A 17,566-nucleotide genomic window follows, 5' to 3' on the forward strand; every position below is an offset into this window, starting at 1 on the left:
GACGCGACGCGAAAGTGTCGCGCCGTCCCTTTCGTGGCCCCCTCATAGGATGGGGGCGAAACAATCGCGGGAAAAGGGGAAACCATGGCCGACGCACTCGAAGGCGGCCTGCCCCACGCCGTCGCACTCACCTGGGGCGTCGCGGAGATGCCGCAGCGCGGGCCCAAGCGCGAACTCAGCATCGAGCGCATTGTGGATGCCGCGATCGAGATCGCCGACACCGAGGGCCTGGCCGGGGTGTCGATGAGCCGGGTGGCGACATCCCTCGGCTTCACGACCATGTCGTTGTATCGCTACGTGACGAGCAAGGACGACCTGCTGTTGCTCATGCAGGACACGGCCTGTGCCGTGGCGATTCCGCCCGCGACGGATTCGCCGCCATGGCGCGAGGGGTTGCGCGAGTGGGTGCGGCTCACCATGGGCGTCTACCGAGATCATCCGTGGTTCGGCGACGTTCCGGTCTCCAGCGTTCCCATGACACCGAACAATCTGCTGCTGATCGACTGGGGGCTGCGCATCATGCAGTCTGTGCCGCTCACCGGCCAGGAGAAGATGTCAGCGCTGCTTCTGCTCAGCAGTTATACCCGCGTCTTCGGCGGCTTCGAACGAGATATTGACCGCGCGGTACGACAGGGCAGCGCGCCCGGCGGTGTGGCCGCGGAGGCTCTGAAGGAGCTCGTGACTGCTGCACGCTTTCCGCACCTCTACCCGCTTGTGCAATCCGGTGAATATGCGGATGACGAGACGGCCGGCACCGAGCGATTCGATGACTTCGCGTTCGGCATCGAACGCATTCTCGATGGGATCCAGGCGCACATCGATGCGACGGCCGGCGGCGCAGCGACAGAGGCACCCGCGAAGGAGGCGACCGCGCCAAGCGGGCCGGATGTGACACGCGACAAGGGTGTGCGCGAGGCCGCAAAGGCCAGGCGCGAGGTCGAGGTGAAGTTGCGCGAGGCGCTCAAGCGCGAGAAAGAGGCCGTGGGCAGGGCCCGCGAGCGCGCCGCCAAGGCTGGTTGAACGGAAGTGCTCAGCGCAGGGCCGTCGTGGCCCTGTCGCGCGTCGTGTAGTCGGGGTGCGTGGCGGCGGCGCGCCATCCGTCGGCGGTGAGCAGCGCGCGAATCTCGGCGCCCTGCAGCTCGCCGTGCTCGAGCACGAGCACGCCGCCCGGGTGCAGCAGCCGCATCGCCGTGCGCGAGACCGCACGCACCACCTCGAGGCCGTCCTCTCCCCCGTACAGCGCGTGCGCCGGGTCGAAGAGCCGCACCTCGGGGTCGCGAGGTATGGCGGCCGCCGGAATGTATGGCGGGTTGGAGATGACCACGTCGACGCTCCCGTCGAGCTCGCCGAGGGCATCCGCAAGATCAGCGAAGACGAGCCGGGCGTTCGGGGCGGCCACCTCGGCAAAGTTGCGCTCGGTCCACGGGTAGGCCTCGGACGAGTTCTCCACGGCGACGATGGTGGCGTGCGGCACCTCGGTGGCCATGGCCAACGCGATGGCGCCGCTTCCTGTGCCCAGGTCGACGCCGAGTGGTCCGTCCGTTCCCGGCGCCGCAACCGCCTGCCACAGGGCGTCGATGGCGAATTGCGCCACCTGCTCCGTCTCGGGTCGCGGCACGAAGACCCCCGGGCCGACGGCGAGTTCGAGCTGCCGAAAAGGCGCACGGCCGGTGATGTGCTGCAACGGCTCGCGAGCGGCTCGGCGGGTGACCAGCTCGGTGACGGATGCGGACTGCTCAGTCGTGAGTGCGGCATCCGTCACGACAAGGGACTGCACCCGGCCGCGGCTGACGCCCAGAACGTGGCCGATGAGCAGTTCGGCGTCGACATCGGCACCGTCGATGCCCGCGCCCTCGAGGGTGCCGATGATCTGATCGCGCAGCGCGCGCACGGTTACCGGAGTGGGCCATGGCCGTAATTCTTCAGGAGTCATGAAGTAATAAGAATAGGCTGAAGCCCATGAGCGCACACATCTACTCCGACATCACCGAGGCCGTTGGCCGCACGCCGCTTGTGCGGCTCAATCGGCTGGCCAGCGACACCGACGCCACCGTTCTGGCGAAACTCGAGTTCTACAACCCCGCCGGCAGCGTGAAGGACCGCATCGGCGTCGCGATAGTCGACGCGGCAGAGGCCGCCGGTGCACTGAAGCCCGGCGGCACCATCGTGGAGGGAACCAGCGGCAACACCGGCATCGCTCTCGCGCTCGTGGGCGCCGCACGGGGCTACAAGGTGATTCTGGTCATGCCCGAGACGGCCAGCAAGGAGCGACGCATACTGCTCCGGGCATATGGCGCCGAATTGGTGCTCGTGCCCGGCGCCATTGGGATGAGCGGCGCCATCGAGAAGGTCAAAGAGATCGTCGAGAGCACGCCGAATGCCGTGTGGGCCAAACAGTTCGCCAACCCGGCCAACCCCGATATTCACCGCGCGACCACCGGCGAGGAAATCTGGGCGGACACCGACGGTAACGTCGACGTCTTCGTTGCGGGCGTGGGCACGGGCGGCACCATCACGGGTGCCGGCCAGCTGCTCAAGGAGCGCAACCCCGAGCTGCGCATCGTGGCGGTCGAGCCGTCGGACTCCCCCATTCTGAGCGGCGGCGAGCCCGGCCCGCACAAGATCCAGGGCCTCGGCGCCAACTTCGTGCCCGACGTGCTCGATACGAAGGTATACGACGAGGTCGCCGATGTGACGCTGGCGGATGCCCTCGCCACCGCACGCGCGCTGGCCGCCCAGGAGGGCATCCTGGCGGGCATCTCCGGCGGCGCCGCCGTCTCGGCCGCGCTCGAGGTCGCCCGACGCCCGGAAAGCGCGGGCAAGACCATCGTGGTGATACTGCCCGACTTCGGCGAGCGGTACATCTCGACTGCCCTCTACGAAGACCTGCAGGATTAGCAAATCGTGAGTGTCATCGCTCGGCTGCGCGAGGACCTCGCGAATGCGAGGCGCCGCGATCCGGCCGTGCGCAGCAGCGCTGAGGTGCTGCTCGGCTACTCCGGGTTGCACGCGATTTGGGCGTACCGCGTCGCGCACCGCTGGTGGCGCGCACCGGGGCTCAAGCTGGCCGCCCGGCTGCTCTCGCAGGCCGCGCGAGCGGCGACGGGCGTGGAGATCCATCCCGGGGCGCGCATCGGCCGGCGATTCTTCATCGATCACGGCATGGGTGTGGTGATCGGCGAGACGGCCATCGTCGGCGACGACGTGATGCTCTACCACGGCGTGACGCTCGGTGGAAAGAGCGGGGGCCGCGGCAAGCGGCATCCGACCATCGGCGACGGCGTCGTGGTGGGGGCCGGCGCCCAGATACTCGGTGACATCACCATCGGCGCGGGCAGCGTGGTGGGGGCCAACGCGGTGGTCGTGCATTCCGCCGGGCCGGCATCCGTGATCGTGGGAATTCCTGGCGTGGCCCGGCCGCGTAAGGGCGCGACGGGTTCTGCTGCCGTGGGCGCCGCCGATACGGATGCCGAGGCGTGGCTCGACCCGGCCATCTATATCTGAGGCGTGTCTGCCAACCGAGCAGACGTGGGAGGGTTGAGGGGTGAGCCCGATCGTGCGCAACCCCGAACCCGACACCCATGAGGATGTTGGCACGCAGCTGGCGAACGCCTTCGGCGTGCCGTGGGTGACCATCGTGTGGAACGACCCCGTGAACCTGATGTCGTACGTCTCCTATGTGTTCCGCACGTACTTCGGCATGTCGGCCGCGGAGGCCGAGCGGCGCATGCTCCTTGTGCACACCGAGGGGCGCGCCGTCGTTGCCACGGGAAACCGTGAAGAGATGGAACGGCACGTCGAGGCCATGCACGGCTACGGGCTGTGGGCCACGCTGACGAAGGCCGACACATGAGCGGCTTTCAACGGCGACGCGACGGCGAGCTTCAGGCGCACTTCGCCGAGACCGAGCGCAATCTCCTGGCGAGCCTCGCCGGCCAGCTCATTGTCCTGCTCGAGGGCGCGAGCGAGTCGGCCACGGCGCAGTCCGAGGACCCTGCGCTGCTGCGGCTGTTGCCGGATGCCTACCCCGACGATCCGGAGGCATCCGCCGAGTTTCGCAGGTTCACCGCCGAGGGCATCACCGCGGCGAAGATCGCCAACGCTCACGCCGTGATCGCCTCGCTCGAGAGCTCGAATGCCTCCGCGCCGCCCGAGACGCCGCTCGACGACGCGGCGGCCCAGTCGTGGCTGCGCACGCTGACCGACCTGCGGCTCACGCTCGCGGCCAGGCTCGGCATCGAGCGCGACGGAGACGAGGGCAACAGGGATCTCGAGGCGATCCCGCTGCAGGAGTTGTACCTGTGGTTCGGCTACCTGCAGGAGTCGCTACTCGAGGCGCTGGAGAACCGCGCCGGCTGAGGGGCTCAGGCGTCGTGGTCGCCGATGTCGGCCAGGCGCGCCTCTTCGTCGAAATGGATGCACGATTCCACGAGAGGCTCGAGCGCGCCGTTCATGACGGCATCCAGGTTGTATGCCTTGTAGCCGGTGCGGTGATCGGCGATGCGGTTCTCGGGAAAGTTATACGTGCGGATGCGCTCGGAGCGATCCATGGTGCGAATCTGCGTCTTGCGCGCCGCACTGTCGAGCGCCGCCTGCTCCTCCTGCTGACGGGCCAGGATGCGGGCGCGCAGCACGCGCATGCCCGCCTCGCGGTTCTGCAGTTGGCTCTTCTCGTTCTGCATGGCCACGACGATGCCCGTCGGCAGGTGGGTGATGCGCACCGCGGAGTCCGTGGTGTTCACCGACTGCCCGCCGGGGCCGCTGGAGCGGTAGACGTCGATCTTGAGGTCGTTCTGGTTGATCTCGACCTCCTCGGGCGCATCCACCTCGGGAAAGACGAGCACGCCCGTCGTCGAGGTGTGGATGCGACCCTGCGACTCGGTGGCGGGCACGCGCTGAACGCGGTGCACGCCGCCCTCGTACTTGAGGTGCGCCCAGACGCCCTGCGAGGGGTCCGTGGCGTTCGACTTGATGGCCACCTGCACGTCTTTGTAGCCGCCCAGATCACTCTCGGTGCGCTCGAGCAACTCCGTCTTCCAGCCCTTGGACTCGGCGTAGTGCAGGTACATGCGCAGCAGGTCGGCCGCGAACAGCGCGCTCTCCGCGCCGCCCTCGCCGCCCTTGATCTCCATGATCACGTCACGGCCGTCATCCGGGTCCCGCGGAATCAGCAGCCGACGCAGCTTCTCCTGCGCGGTGGCGAGCGATTCCTGGATCGCCGGAACCTCCTCGGCGAACGCGTCGTCCTCCTTGGCCAGCTCCCGCGCGGCGCTCAGGTCGTCGCCGAGCGCCTGCCAGTGCTCATAGGCGGCCTTGATCTGGCTGAGCTCGGCGTAGCGTCGGTTGATCTTCTTGGCGCGCGCGGCATCCGCGTGCACGGCAGGGTCGGAGAGCTGCGTCTGCAGTTCCTCGTGCTCCTCAAGAAGAACACTGACTGATTCAAACACGCGTTACGCCTCTTCCCCCGCCGATCTTCAGCGGTGGTCGTTCTCGTGACCGTGCGTGTGAGCCGTGCCGTGGCCGTTGACGGGCGCCGCGGGCATCGACTTCTGCACCTGCATGAGGAACTCGACGTTGCTGGTGGTCTCCTTGAGCCTGCCGAGCACGTTCTCGAGCGCCTGCTGCTGGTCGACACCGGCGAGGGCGCGTCGCAGCTTCCACGTGATCTTGACCTCGTCGGCGGCCATCAGCATCTCTTCGCGGCGGGTACCGGACGCGTTCACATCCACCGCGGGGAAGATGCGCTTGTCGGCCAGCTGGCGCGAGAGGCGCAGCTCCATGTTGCCGGTGCCCTTGAACTCCTCGAAGATGACCTCGTCCATCTTGGAACCGGTTTCCACGAGCGCGGAGGCGAGAATCGTGAGAGAGCCGCCGTGCTCGATGTTGCGCGCGGCACCGAAGAACCGCTTCGGCGGGTACAGCGCGGATGCGTCGACACCGCCGGAGAGAATACGACCGGATGCCGGAGCGGCCAGGTTGTACGCACGGCCGAGGCGGGTGATGGAGTCGAGCAGCACGACCACATCGTGGCCCAGCTCGACCAGGCGCTTGGCGCGCTCGATGGCCAGTTCGGCAACAGTGGTGTGGTCTTCGGCGGGGCGGTCGAAGGTGGAGGCGATGACCTCTCCCTTGACCGTGCGCTGCATGTCGGTGACCTCCTCGGGCCGCTCGTCCACGAGCACGACCATGAGGTGCACCTCGGGGTTGTTGATGGCAATCGCGTTGGCGATCTGCTGCATCACGATGGTCTTGCCCGCCTTGGGCGGTGCAACGATGAGGCCACGCTGGCCCTTGCCGATGGGCGAGACCAGGTCGATGATGCGCTGGGTGAGCTTGCCCGGCTCCGTCTCGAGGCGCAGACGCTCCTGCGGGTAGAGCGGGGTCAGGCTGCCGAACTCGACGCGCGCCGCGGCCTCTTCAACGGTCTGGCCGTTGACGGAATCGACCTTGACTATCGCGTTGTACTTCTGGCGGCTGTTGTTCTGGTCGCCCTCACGCGGCTGGCGAATGGAGCCGACGACGGCGTCGCCCTTGCGCAGGTTGTACTTCTTCACCTGGCCGAGCGAGACGTACACGTCGCTGGCGCCGGGCAGGTAGCCGGAGGTGCGCACGAAGGCATAGTTGTCGAGAACGTCGAGGATGCCCGCGACGGGAATCAGCACATCGTCGTCGGTGATCTCGGGCTCGATGTCGTCGCCGCCCTGGCCGCGACGCTTGCGGTCACGGTAGCGCCCACGGCCGCCACGCTCGCCATCGCGGTCGGCCTGCGCGTCGCGCTCGTTCTGGCCCTGGTTCTGGTTCTGGTTCTGGTTCTGGTTGCGATTGTTCTGGTTGCCCTGACCGCGGTCGTTCTTCTGGTTGCGGTCGTTCGGGGTGCGCTCAGTCTGACCGTCGTGGTCGTTCTGCTCGCGGTCGGTGCGGTTGCCCTGGCTGCGCTCGTTCTGGTTGCGCTCGTTCTGGCCGTCGGCGTTCTTCTCGCCGTTGTTCGATTTGTTGCGGTTGCGATTGCGGTTGCGACCCTGACGGGGCTGCTCGCCGTTCTCGCCCTGCTGGCCGTCGCCCTGCTGGGCGTCGTTCTGCGAGGCGTCGCCCTGCTGAGCATCGGCCTGCGGCTCATCGTCCCGGCGGGGCTCATTCTGCTGGGCCTCGTTCGACTGTGCCTCGTTCTGCTGGGCAGCATTCGACTGTGCAGCGTTGCGCTGGCGACCGTTCTGCTTCGGACCACGGTTCTGTGCTGCGCCACGATCCTGCGGCTCACGCTCGTCGGAGTCGGAGGCGATGGGATCCACGCCGGTGTTGCCCGCATTGATGTGCGAGGCGGCCGGAACGTTCTCCGCGGCGGGGGCCGTGACGGCATCCGCGCTGGTGGCACGCCGCGGTGCGCGCTTGCGAGGCGCCGTTACCGGCTCCGTGGCAACGACGGCAGCGTCGGCCTGATCGGCGATGACGGCCTCGACAACAGCGGATGCGACGGGCGCCTCGGCAGACGCAGCGACCGTGGGCTCGGCCGCCGTGGGGGCGACGGCTGCGGGCTCAGAGTCCGCTGCAATCGACGGGTTCTGAACGGCGGAGAGCGCCTCGACGAGTTCGCCCTTGCGCAGCTTGGCCGCACCGGGGATGCCCGCCTGAGTGGCAAGAGCCTGAAGCTCGGCCACGCGCAGGGTCGTCAGGTTGATACTGGGATCCACACCGGTGGCGTGGAGATTGACATTGGTCACGATTGAGGGGTTCCTTCCCTCCCGGCGCCGAAATATTCGGGTGCGTCAGGAGCGCTGGTCGCGTGAACTGCTTTCTGCTTGCGTGCGTTCTGATCCACACGAAGCCGGTACGAATGCGCACAAGCGCAGGTACACGAGCAGGGGCAACAGCAAATGGTTACTTGGATGATGCACCCGCGGACCAGATTCGCTCGTTACGCGGTTTCCACGGGGTGCGCTATGAGCCTAGCACCTTCGCCGGTTGAACCCGGTATCCACGTCTCACAGCCCTTGGCAGTACGGTTGGCTCGATGAACGTCGAACGAGTCTGGTCCACCGCGCTGACCGAGAATGACGATGTCGGGCTGGCCTCGCTGTTCGACAGCGAATATCTCGAAGGCTCAACCATCGATCTTCGGGGCCTGCCCTGGTAGCGCGTCGCGTCTGACGTTCCGCTCAGCGGCCAACCGATCCCGGCCCGAGCAGCACAGCCAGAAACACGACAGCCGATCCGATGAGGAAGAGCACGACAGCGCTGCGGATGGTGATGACCTTGTTGCGGTCGGAGGTGGGTACGTCGACCTCGAGTACGGGGCACCCCGACCAGGCGAAGCAGAAGACCCCCAGAGCCAGCACGGCACAGCCGATCCACCAGAGCACGGCGAGCCCCGCAGGAAGCTCTGTCGGTCGCCATCCCGAGATCAGGAGCCCTGCAAAAGGCACGGCGACCGCGATGATCGATGCGCCGAACCAGATGGTGCCACTGAAAATGATGCGCTTGACTTCTTCTTCGCCCGATGTCATGGAGTCACTCATGACTCCACTTTTCCCCCATCGCTGGCCGTCGGCAAGGGTGTCGATGCCCATCGGTGGCGCGGGTGCTTCTGACGCACGAAGCCGCTGAGGGGCAAGTTTTGGCCCCTGAAACCGAGATTTAAGGGGCCAAAGCTTGCCCCTCACAATGGAGGGAGGCTCGCGGGGTCTCGATACGCCTCCTCCGGTTCGTATCGCACTGCGTGCGATCGCTCTTGTTCTTCGATGCTGACGCATCGAAGCGGCTACTCGACCAGCGGGACGGGGCGTCCAATGAGTTCAGGAACCGGGGAGCGCGGATGCCGCCAGATCGGTGACCGAGACCGTCGCACCCTTGAAATCGACAGCCAGCATCAGTGCCTGCCACCGGCTTTCGGAGTTCGACGCCACGAGCGCCGCCGCGGCCAGCCGCTGGCCCGGGTCGCTGCAGAGCACCAGAACGGATGGCCCGGCGCCGGAAACAACGGCGGCGAATCCGTTCTCTCGCAGCATCGTCACAAGCCGGTGCGTCTCCGGCATGGCCGAGGCGCGGTAGCTCTGGTGCAGCTTGTCCTCGGTGGCCGCGAGCAGCAGCTCAGGGCTCTGTGTGAGTGCTGCAACGAGCAGCGCCGATCTCGAGAGGTTGAACACGGCATCCGCGTGGGGAACCTGCAGCGGCTGCAGGCTGCGGGCCAGCGCCGTGGACATGACGTGCTCGGGCACGAAGACCAGCGGCGATACCCCGCGGTGCACCATGAGCTTCTTGCTCTGCGGGCCTTCGGGCGTGACCCAGGCGATGGTGAGGCCGCCGAAGAGGGCCGGGGCCACGTTGTCGGGATGCCCCTCCATCTCGGTGGCGAGGGCGAGCAGTCCGAGCGCGTCGATGTCGACGATGCCCCTCAGCAGGCCCTTGGCCGCCATGATGCCCGAGACGATTGCGGCACCGGATGACCCGAGGCCGCGCCCGTGCGGAATCGCATTGCGGGCAACCACATCGATGCCCGGCATCTCTCGACCGAGCGAACGGAAGGTGTGCGCGATGGCCGTGACGACGAGATTGGTCTCGTCGGTGGGCACCTCGCCGGCACCGATGCCGATGACCTCGACGTGCGCTCCCGGCTCGTCGCGAACCGTCACGGTGAGCTCGTCATACAGCGACAGCGCGAGGCCGAAGGTGTCGAAGCCCGGGCCGAGGTTCGCCGAGGTGGCGGGAACCTGAACCGTCACCGACCGTCCGCGCGGAGCGGAAGCAGCGTGGCTCATGCGGCGTTCCCGGAACCATTCGGCACCAGGGCGAGCACCTCCGCGATAGTGGCCGTGTCCACGGGAACGACCGTGGGCTTCACGTCGGATCCGTCGGCGGTACGCAACGCCCACTGCGGATCCTTGAGTCCGTGTCCGGTGACCGTGAGCACAACGGTGGCGCCCTTCGCAATCGCTCCGGCATCCGAGCGCTCGAGCAGACCGGCGACGCTGATGGCGGATGCCGGCTCCACGAAGATTCCGACCTCACCGGCAAGAATGTGGTACGCCTCGAGGATCGCGGCGTCGTCGATGGCACCGAAGTATCCGTCGGTCTGTTCGCGGGCGGCGAGCGCGAGCTGCCACGACGCGGGGTTGCCAATGCGGATGGCGCTGGCGATGGTCTCCGGGTTCTTCACCGGGTGACCGACGACGATCGGCGCGCTGCCTGCGGCCTGAAAACCGAACATGCGCGGCAGCTTCGTGGTCTCACCGCGCTCCAGCTCCTCCGCGTATCCGCGCGAGTACGCGGTGTAGTTGCCGGCGTTTCCGACGGGAACGATGTGAAAGTCGGGCGCATCCCCCAGAACCTCGACGACCTCGAATGCCGCCGTCTTCTGGCCCTCGATACGGTCGGGGTTCACCGAGTTCACGAGGTGCACCGGGTAGTTGTTCGCCAGGTCGCGGGCGATCTCGAGGCAATCGTCGAAGTTGCCCTGCACCTGCAGCAACTGGGCGTCGTGGGCGATGGCCTGGCTGAGCTTGCCCATCGCGATCTTGCCCTCGGGCACCAGCACAACTGCCTGAATGCCCGCGTGCGTGGCATACGCGGCCGCAGACGCGGAAGTGTTGCCGGTGGAGGCGCAGATCACGGCCTTGGCGCCGGCCTCCATCGCCTTGGAAATGGCCATGGTCATGCCACGGTCCTTGAACGAGCCGGTCGGGTTCATGCCCTCGTACTTGACCCAGACATCCGCACCGGTGCGTGCCGACAGCGCGGGCGCGGGCAGCAGCGGGGTACCTCCCTCGCCGAGCGTGACAATGGGCGTGGCATCCGAGATGTTGAGACGATCCGCATACTCGCGCAGCACTCCGCGCCACTGACGACTGTTGGGTTTTGACGGCATTACGATCCTTCGACTCGGAGTATGGATGCGACGGAACTCACCACATCGCTCGCCGCGAGAACCTTCACCGTGGCGGCAAGGGCTGACTCGGGGGCTGCGTGGGTTCCGATTACAAGGGTAGCGGTGGGCGGGGCGTCCGCTGCAACGGTATGACCCGGCGTCTCATCAGGCGCCGTCGCGACCGACTGCTGCACGGTTTCGACCGAGACGCCGCCGTCGCTGAGCAGACGCGCAATGGTGGCGAGCACGCCCGGCTGGTCGACGACCTGCAGGGAGATCTGGTAGCGGGTGGTGACGGATCCGACGTCGAGCACGGGCAGTTTCGAGTGCGTCGATTCGGCGACGCCCGGGCCGCCGACGACGTGTCGGCGGGCGGCCGAGACGAGGTCGCCGAGCACCGCGGATGCCGTCTGCACTCCCCCGGCGCCTGCACCGTAGAACATCAGGTCGCCAGCAGCGGCGGCCTGCACGAAGACGGCGTTGTGGGCACCGTGCACCGAGGCGAGCGGATGCTCCCGGCTGATCAACGCGGGATACACGCGTGCCGAGACGCCCTTCTCGCCGGTCGTGGCATCCGTCAGCCGCTCGCAGATCGCCAGCAGCTTGATCACGTAGCCGCCCGCGCGGGCGGCGTCGACCTGCTCCTTCGTGATGGAGGTGATGCCCTCGCGGTACACGGATTCGATCGGCACGGTGGTGTGGAAGGCCAGGCTGGCCAGAATGGCCGCCTTCTGGGCGGCGTCATAGCCTTCGATGTCGGCGGTCGGGTCGGCTTCGGCGTAACCAAGTTCGGTTGCCGTGGCGAGCGCCGATTCGAGCGTGTCGCCGTGCGTGTCCATGCGATCGAGAATGAAGTTCGTGGTGCCGTTGACGATGCCGAGAATGCGGTCCACGCGGTCACCGGCGAGGCTGTCGTGCAGCGGCCGGATGATCGGAATCGCGGCGGCGACGGCGGCCTCATAGTCGAGCTGGGCACCGACCTGCTCGGCGGCCCGAAACAGCTCGGGGCCGTGGGTGGCGAGCAGCGCCTTGTTAGCGGTGACGACATCCGCGCCCGAGTTCAGCGCCTGCAACACGAGTGTGCGCGCCGGTTCGATGCCGCCGATGAGTTCGATCACGATGTCGGCGCCCAGAATCAGGGACTCGGCATCCGTGGTGAAGAGGTGCTGCGGCAGCTCGACCGAGCGCGGCGCATCGACGTCGCGCACGGCGATGCCGATGAGCTCGAGGCCGGCGCCGACGCGAGCGGTGAGCTCGTCTTTCTGCGAGAGCAGCAGACTCGCCACCTGCGCGCCGACGGAGCCGGCGCCCAGCAGGGCGACCCGCAGGTTTCTGTACTCGATCATGCGTGCTTTCCACTCCGTGTAATGCCGGCGTCGCGCGCCAGCAGGTCTTCTTCACTCTCGCCGCGCACTATCACGCGGGCGACGCCGTCGCGCACCGCCACCACCGGCGGGCGACCCAAGTAGTTGTAGTTGCTCGACAGCGACCAGCAGTACGCGCCCGTGGCGGGTATCGCGACCAGGTCCCCGGGTGCCACATCGCCGGGCAGGTAGTCGGCGTAAACCAGAATGTCGCCGGACTCGCAATGTTTCCCCGCGATGCGCACGAGCACCGCTTCGGCGTCGGATGCGCGACTCGCGATGCGTACGGCGTAGTCGGCACCGTAGAGGGCCGGCCTGGCGTTGTCGCTCATGCCGCCGTCGACGCTCACGTACTTACGGGTCGCGGTTCCGGGCGCTTCGGCAGGCTCAGCAATCGTCACTTCGACGTCCTTCGTCGTACCCACCTCGTAAAGCGTGAACGTGGACGGCCCCACGATCACACGACCCGGCTCGAACGCCACCACCGGCAGCGGAACGCCGATGCGAGCGCACTCGGCTGCCACGATGTCGGCGATGCGCGCGGCGAGTTCGTCGAGCGGCGTCGGCTCGTCCGCACTTGTGTATGCGATGCCGAAGCCGCCGCCGAGATTCAGTTCGGGCACGGGTCCGTCGGCAAGCAGCGCCGCGTGCACCGCAAGCAGCCGCGACGCGGACTCGGCGAAACCCTCCACCCCGAAGATCTGGGAGCCGATGTGGCAGTGCAGTCCCAAGAATTCCAGGGTGTCGTGCGCTCGGATCGCCGCAACGGCATCCGCTGCGGCATTCAACGGAAGGCCGAACTTCTGATCCTCGTGCGCCGTGGCAAGAAAGTCGTGGGTATGCGCGTGCACGCCGCTGTTGACCCGCAGGCGAACGCGCTGGCGGCGACCGTGCCGAGCCGCGGCATCCGCGACCCTCTCGATCTCCTGCAGGCTGTCGATCACTATCGCGCCGACGCCCACGGAGACGGCGCGATCGATCTCGGCGAGCGACTTGTTATTGCCGTGAAAGCCGAGTCGCGCGGGATCGACTCCCGCGGCGAGAACGACGGCCAGCTCACCGCCGCTGCACACGTCGATGTTCAAACCGGCCTCGGTGACCCAGCGCGCCACCTCGGTGCTGAGAAAGGCCTTGCCCGCGTAATAGACCGTGGCGCTTGTTCCCACGCGAGCGAACTCGCGGCGAAAGGCGTCGAGGGCGCCCGCGGCACGGGAGCGCAGGTCGACCTCGTCGACCACGTACAGAGGCGTGCCGAACTCGGCGGCGAGCGCCGTGGCGGCAACACCGGCGATGGCGAGCGCCCCCTGCGCATCACGGGCGACACCGCTCGACCAGAGCGCGGGCGCGAGCTCGTTGGCGTCGCGCGGCTCGGCGAGCCAATCGGGGGCGAGAGGGCTGACGGCCACGAATGAAACCTCACAGGATGGGTCGAGTAGGTGTCTCACTGTGGCGAGCGGACCCGGGTTGGCCCCTGAAGCCAGTGATTCTGACGCAAACCGCCGTAGGCGGGCGCAGACGTGCAAAAGTCTACAGAAATCGGGTGCCGGCCCTGAAATCCGCCGAGCTGCTCAGCCGCAGCTGCCCTTGGTGCTGAACGTCTGTGACGTCAGCGCGAGGTCGGCGGCGTGAAAGGTCACCGTGGCGGCCTTCGGGTTCACGTCGATCTTCGTCACGTCAACGCCCTTCGGCAGGTATTGCGCCACGCAGACGGGCAGCGGCTTGGCCCCGAGAAGCTTGGTGACGAAATCGGAGAGGTCGAGTCCGGCCGGCCCCGCCGTGACCTTCGCCGCCGTCGGGGTCAACTCGATGGTCGTGCCCGCCGCCTCCGGCTTAGCCGTGGCATGGTATTTCACCGTGAAGCCGAGCAGGCTTTGAGCCCCGTCGAAACTCAGCGTTCCCTCACCCAACGTGACACCGGATGTCGCCTGCGGCACCTTCAGAAGCGCGTTCAGCGCATCCTGGCTCATCTTCACCGTCGCGGTGACGTCACGCACGGGCGTACTGAGATCGGTGGAGACGCCGCTGGCCACAACATGGGCGGGTGCGGGAATGCCGTTGACGGCGAGCGTCGGGGCATCCAGTTCGACGTGGTCGAACGAGCCGGAGAGATACTGCAGGATCACGGAACCGCCGCCGATGTGCACATCAACCGCGCCCGTCACATTGTCGGGCAGCCTCTGTTCGATCTGGTCGGCCGCCACCGATTCGGCGGCGGAGCGTAGCCCGTTGTCGACGAGCACGGCGGCGATGCCGAGCAGAATGATCAGCCCGCCGACGATCCAGGCCGCGATGATCCAACCGCGCCCGCGTTTGCGCGCCGGGCGACCACCGTCGGGAGCCTCGAAGAACCCCTCGATCGATGCCGTACCGTCCCCCTGGCTCATGTGCCTACATGCGCTCCGGGGCGCTCACTCCGAGCAACTCGAGCCCGTTGCGAATGACCTGTCCCGCCGCGTCGTTGAGCCACAGCCGGGTACGGTGCACGTCTGACACGGGCTCGTCGCCGAGCGGAATCACGCGGCAGTTGTCGTACCAGCGGTGGTACAGGCCGGCGATCTCTTCGACGTAGCGGGCCACGCGGTGCGGCTCGCGCAGTTCGGCCGCCTGGGCGACGATGCGGGGAAACTCCTGCAGTCCGCCCAACAGTGCCGATTCGCTCTCGTGCGTGAGCAGCTCGGGCGCGAAGCTGCTGCGGTCAACGCCTGCCTCGGCCGCATTGCGCGCCACCGAGCGGGTGCGCGCATGGGCGTACTGCACATAGAAGACGGGGTTGTCGTTGGTGCGCTTACGCAGTTGCTCGGGGTCGAGCGCGAGCGGCGAGTCGGCCGGGTAACGCCCCAGGGAGTAGCGCAGCGCATCCGTTCCCAGCCACTCGCGCAGGTCGTTGAGCTCGATGATGTTGCCCGCCCGTTTGGAGAGCCTGGCGCCGTTCACGCTCACGAGCTGACCGATGAGCACCTCGATGTCGCGCTCGGGATCGTCGCCGGCCGCCCCGGCGAGCGCCTTGAGACGGTGCACATAGCCGTGGTGATCGGCCCCGAGCAGGTAGATCTTGTGCTCGAAACCGCGGTCGCCCTTGTTGAGGTAATAGGCGGCATCCGCGGCGAAGTAGGTATAGACGCCGTTCGAGCGGCGAATGACCCGGTCTTTGTCGTCGCCGAAGTCGGTGGTGCGCACCCACACGGCGCCATCGTCGTCGAAGACGTGGCCCTGCGCGCGCAGGCGGTCGACGGCCTCGTCGATGGGGCTCGTGCCGTCGGCTCCCGGCGCGTGCAGCGTGCGTTCGCTGAAGAACACGTCGAAGCCCACGTTGAAGCGGGCCAGCGACTCACGAATCTCGGCCAGTTGCAGCGCGTACGCGCTCTCACGGGCGATGGCGAGTGCCTCGTCGCTCGACCTCTCGAGCAGATCGGGATGTTCGGCAAGCACAGTCGTCGCCAGTTCGGCGATATACGCGCCCGGGTACCCGTTCTCTGGTGTGGGCTCGCCCTTGGCCGCTGCGAGCACTGAAAGCCCGAAGGTGTCCATCTGGTTGCCGGCGTCGTTGATGTAGTACTCGCTGGCCACCTCGGCACCGGATGCCTTCAGCACCCGCGCAATCGAGTCGCCGAGCGCTGCCCAGCGCGTGTGGCCGATGTGCAGCGGCCCGGTCGGGTTGGCCGAGACGAATTCGAGGTTGATGCGCTCGCCTTGCCGAGCCTCATTGTGTCCGTAGCTCGCGCCGGCATCCACGATCACCTTCGCGAGTTTGCCCGCCGCGGCGGCGTCGAGCCGCAGGTTGATGAATCCAGGGCCGGCCACCTCGGCGGATGCGACGCCATCGATCGACTGCGCGGCATCCGCGATCTCGCCCGCCAGCTCACGGGGATTGACGCCGAGGCGCTTGCCGAGCCGCATCGCCACGTTGGAGGCCCAGTCGCCGTGGTCGCGGTTCTTCGGGCGCTCGAGGGTGACGTCTGCGGGGCTGAGCTCGATGGCCGTCGTCTCGCCGACATCCGGCTCGCTGGCGCTCGCGCGTCGACGCTCCACGATGGTGTTGACGATGTCGTAGAGGGATGCGGCGAGTTCAGCGGGAGTCACGAGCATCGATTCTATCGGGCGGCGCCTGCGCGGTGGCTGCGGTGCCTGCCCGAGAGCTTTCCGGTCGGCGTTCATGGTGATTCCGATTTCGGTTCCGCAACGGTTCGGCAACACTTCCTCATCGGCCTGGCTCGGGCACGGCAATTGTGCGTGCAGCCTTGATATGGTCGCTAGACACTCAACCGGGCTGTCTGCCCGCACAACTTTCGCTCTCGATCCCCCACAGGAGAGTCACCGCATGGTTGCACCGTTCCGCGCTCGTCACCGCGTTCGCGCCGCCGCCGTTCTCGCGGCTGTCGCGACCGTCACGCTGCTCGCATCCTGCTCGGCCGAACCCGCGCCGTCGCCGTCGCCGAGTCAGACTCAGAGCCACAGCGAGACGCCGAGTGCTTCGACGCAGCCGACACCGAGTTCGACCCCGACGGCAACGCCGACCCCGGTCACCCTGACGTGCGATCAGGTCATCACGCCCCAGCAGCTCTATACGTACAACTCGAACGTCGGCGCGAACCCCAGCTATACGGCCACGGAAGGCTCACTTGAGGCCCGGGCCGTTGCGGCCAAGGGAGTGGCCTGCGGCTGGCTCAACCAGAGCAGCAACGAGACCATGCAGTTCGCCGTGGCCAAGCCGACCCCGGCCCTGCTGAACGAACGGGCGGATGCCGCGGTCACCTCGAGCACACCGGTGCCCACCTACGGCGCTCCCCCGAGCGTCGAGGGTTACTTCTCCGTCGCGGGCAACAAGGGCGAGGTGCAGGTCTTCACAAACGGCTACTGGATCGTCGGCACCTCGAGCTGGTTCCTGGAGCCCGGCGACGCCGCCACGCTCGTGGCAAACATCATCGCCAACCTGCCCAAGAGTTAGCGGCGGCCGCAGCGCCTTTCGACCGATACGGAGCAGATCACCCTGTTTTCGCATTCCGCCCACCCCTGGGCGCGGGCGGAATCACAAAAGCAGGGTGATTCGTGAACGCTAGGCGCGTGCCGAGCGCGGCATCTACTGACGGCGAGGTGGCCATCGCTGATGTTAGTCTGTACGGGCACTCCTGGCCCCCATAGCTCAGGGGATAGAGCGTCTGCCTCCGGAGCAGAAGGCCGTAGGTTCAAATCCTACTGGGGGCACTTTTGTCACGTGACACCCTAGTTCGGACTTTTGCCACCTAGTTGTTCTTCCCATTGACGTTGTGAACGCGGTCGATGGGTGATTTGCCGCCGATGCCGGTATGGGGTCTGTGGTGATTGTAGCTGTGGATCCAGTCCTGGT

General features: G+C 67.1%; 18 protein-coding genes and 1 tRNA gene. 8 read left to right on the forward strand and 11 right to left on the reverse strand.

From position 1 onward, the window contains the following. Positions 1-84 precede the first annotated feature (84 nt). A complete protein-coding gene (locus ASC63_RS15835; RefSeq protein WP_055816538.1) occupies positions 85-1,020 on the forward strand; it encodes a TetR/AcrR family transcriptional regulator in 936 nt (311 codons plus the stop codon). A gap of 10 nt (positions 1,021-1,030) precedes the next feature. Here the strand turns inward: ASC63_RS15835 and prmC are convergent, their stop codons facing one another. Further along, positions 1,031-1,933, reverse strand: a complete 903-nt coding sequence (prmC, locus tag ASC63_RS15840) for a peptide chain release factor N(5)-glutamine methyltransferase (protein ID WP_055816673.1) — start codon at positions 1,931-1,933, stop codon at positions 1,031-1,033. Positions 1,934-1,959: 26 nt separating this feature from the next. On the opposite strand from prmC, the gene cysK reads away from it, so the two are divergent. From cysK to ASC63_RS15860, 4 genes are read left to right on the forward strand one after another with little or no spacing between them, the layout of a single operon-like run. Next, positions 1,960-2,898, forward strand: a complete 939-nt coding sequence (gene cysK / locus ASC63_RS15845; protein ID WP_055816540.1) for a cysteine synthase A — start codon at positions 1,960-1,962, stop codon at positions 2,896-2,898. Between the two features lie 6 nt (positions 2,899-2,904). Then, a complete protein-coding gene (epsC, locus tag ASC63_RS15850; protein ID WP_055816542.1) occupies positions 2,905-3,504 on the forward strand; it encodes a serine O-acetyltransferase EpsC in 600 nt (199 codons plus the stop codon). 52 nt (positions 3,505-3,556) lie between these two features. After that, positions 3,557-3,853 (forward strand): ATP-dependent Clp protease adapter ClpS, encoded by a 297-nt coding sequence (gene clpS, locus ASC63_RS16390; RefSeq protein WP_055816675.1) that lies wholly within the window; start codon positions 3,557-3,559, stop codon positions 3,851-3,853. Continuing rightward, the gene (locus ASC63_RS15860) at positions 3,850-4,359 is read left to right on the forward strand and encodes a DUF2017 domain-containing protein (protein ID WP_055816544.1); all 510 of its coding nucleotides are present in this window, start codon (positions 3,850-3,852) and stop codon (positions 4,357-4,359) included. The genes clpS and ASC63_RS15860 overlap by 4 nt, the downstream gene beginning before the upstream one ends. Before the next feature lie 5 nt (positions 4,360-4,364). On the opposite strand, the gene prfA is transcribed toward ASC63_RS15860, so the two are convergent. Then, the gene (gene prfA, locus ASC63_RS15865; RefSeq protein WP_055816546.1) at positions 4,365-5,447 is read right to left on the reverse strand and encodes a peptide chain release factor 1; all 1,083 of its coding nucleotides are present in this window, start codon (positions 5,445-5,447) and stop codon (positions 4,365-4,367) included. 27 nt (positions 5,448-5,474) lie between these two features. Then, on the reverse strand, positions 5,475-7,718 hold the full coding sequence (gene rho, locus ASC63_RS15870) for a transcription termination factor Rho (RefSeq protein ID WP_055816549.1): 2,244 nt from the start codon (positions 7,716-7,718) through the stop codon (positions 5,475-5,477). A 290-nt stretch (positions 7,719-8,008) separates the two neighbouring features. Between rho and ASC63_RS16760 the strand changes: the two genes are divergently transcribed. Then, entirely contained in the window at positions 8,009-8,131 is a 123-nt protein-coding gene (locus ASC63_RS16760; RefSeq protein ID WP_268765210.1) for a hypothetical protein, read from the forward strand. A gap of 22 nt (positions 8,132-8,153) precedes the next feature. On the opposite strand, the gene ASC63_RS15875 is transcribed toward ASC63_RS16760, so the two are convergent. The 7 genes from ASC63_RS15875 to argS all read right to left on the reverse strand — a co-directional run bounded on the left by ASC63_RS15875 (position 8,154) and on the right by argS (position 16,302). Next, positions 8,154-8,513 (reverse strand): hypothetical protein, encoded by a 360-nt coding sequence (locus ASC63_RS15875; RefSeq protein ID WP_055816551.1) that lies wholly within the window; start codon positions 8,511-8,513, stop codon positions 8,154-8,156. 276 nt (positions 8,514-8,789) lie between these two features. Then, positions 8,790-9,752 (reverse strand): homoserine kinase, encoded by a 963-nt coding sequence (thrB, locus tag ASC63_RS15880; protein WP_055816554.1) that lies wholly within the window; start codon positions 9,750-9,752, stop codon positions 8,790-8,792. Beyond that, a complete protein-coding gene (gene thrC, locus ASC63_RS15885) occupies positions 9,749-10,858 on the reverse strand; it encodes a threonine synthase (protein ID WP_055816556.1) in 1,110 nt (369 codons plus the stop codon). The genes thrB and thrC overlap by 4 nt, the downstream gene beginning before the upstream one ends. Continuing rightward, a complete protein-coding gene (locus ASC63_RS15890) occupies positions 10,858-12,204 on the reverse strand; it encodes a homoserine dehydrogenase (protein ID WP_055816557.1) in 1,347 nt (448 codons plus the stop codon). The genes thrC and ASC63_RS15890 overlap by 1 nt, the downstream gene beginning before the upstream one ends. Continuing rightward, complete coding sequence (gene lysA / locus ASC63_RS15895) at positions 12,201-13,628, reverse strand: diaminopimelate decarboxylase (RefSeq protein ID WP_055816559.1); 1,428 nt, start codon at positions 13,626-13,628, stop codon at positions 12,201-12,203. The genes ASC63_RS15890 and lysA overlap by 4 nt, the downstream gene beginning before the upstream one ends. 162 nt (positions 13,629-13,790) lie before the next feature. Continuing rightward, positions 13,791-14,606 carry an LmeA family phospholipid-binding protein gene (locus tag ASC63_RS15900; RefSeq protein WP_055816561.1) on the reverse strand — a complete coding sequence of 272 codons (816 nt, stop codon included), beginning with the start codon at positions 14,604-14,606 and terminating at the stop codon, positions 13,791-13,793. A 4-nt stretch (positions 14,607-14,610) separates the two neighbouring features. Beyond that, the gene (gene argS, locus ASC63_RS15905) at positions 14,611-16,302 is read right to left on the reverse strand and encodes an arginine--tRNA ligase (protein WP_055816677.1); all 1,692 of its coding nucleotides are present in this window, start codon (positions 16,300-16,302) and stop codon (positions 14,611-14,613) included. A 238-nt stretch (positions 16,303-16,540) separates the two neighbouring features. Between argS and ASC63_RS15910 the strand changes: the two genes are divergently transcribed. Together ASC63_RS15910 and ASC63_RS15915 are read left to right on the forward strand one after the other, a co-directional pair. Beyond that, on the forward strand, positions 16,541-17,167 hold the full coding sequence (locus tag ASC63_RS15910) for a hypothetical protein (RefSeq protein ID WP_055816563.1): 627 nt from the start codon (positions 16,541-16,543) through the stop codon (positions 17,165-17,167). 184 nt (positions 17,168-17,351) lie between these two features. Further along, positions 17,352-17,424 (forward strand) — tRNA-Arg (locus tag ASC63_RS15915). Positions 17,425-17,462: 38 nt separating this feature from the next. Here ASC63_RS15915 and ASC63_RS16395 read toward each other — a convergent pair. Continuing rightward, positions 17,463-17,566: integrase core domain-containing protein (locus ASC63_RS16395; protein ID WP_157487743.1), on the reverse strand; the 104-nt coding region annotated here is incomplete at its 5' end.

Origin of the sequence: Leifsonia sp. Root112D2 (genome assembly GCF_001424905.1) — a bacterium.
In the GTDB taxonomy this organism is placed as follows: Bacteria; Actinomycetota; Actinomycetes; order Actinomycetales; family Microbacteriaceae; genus Root112D2.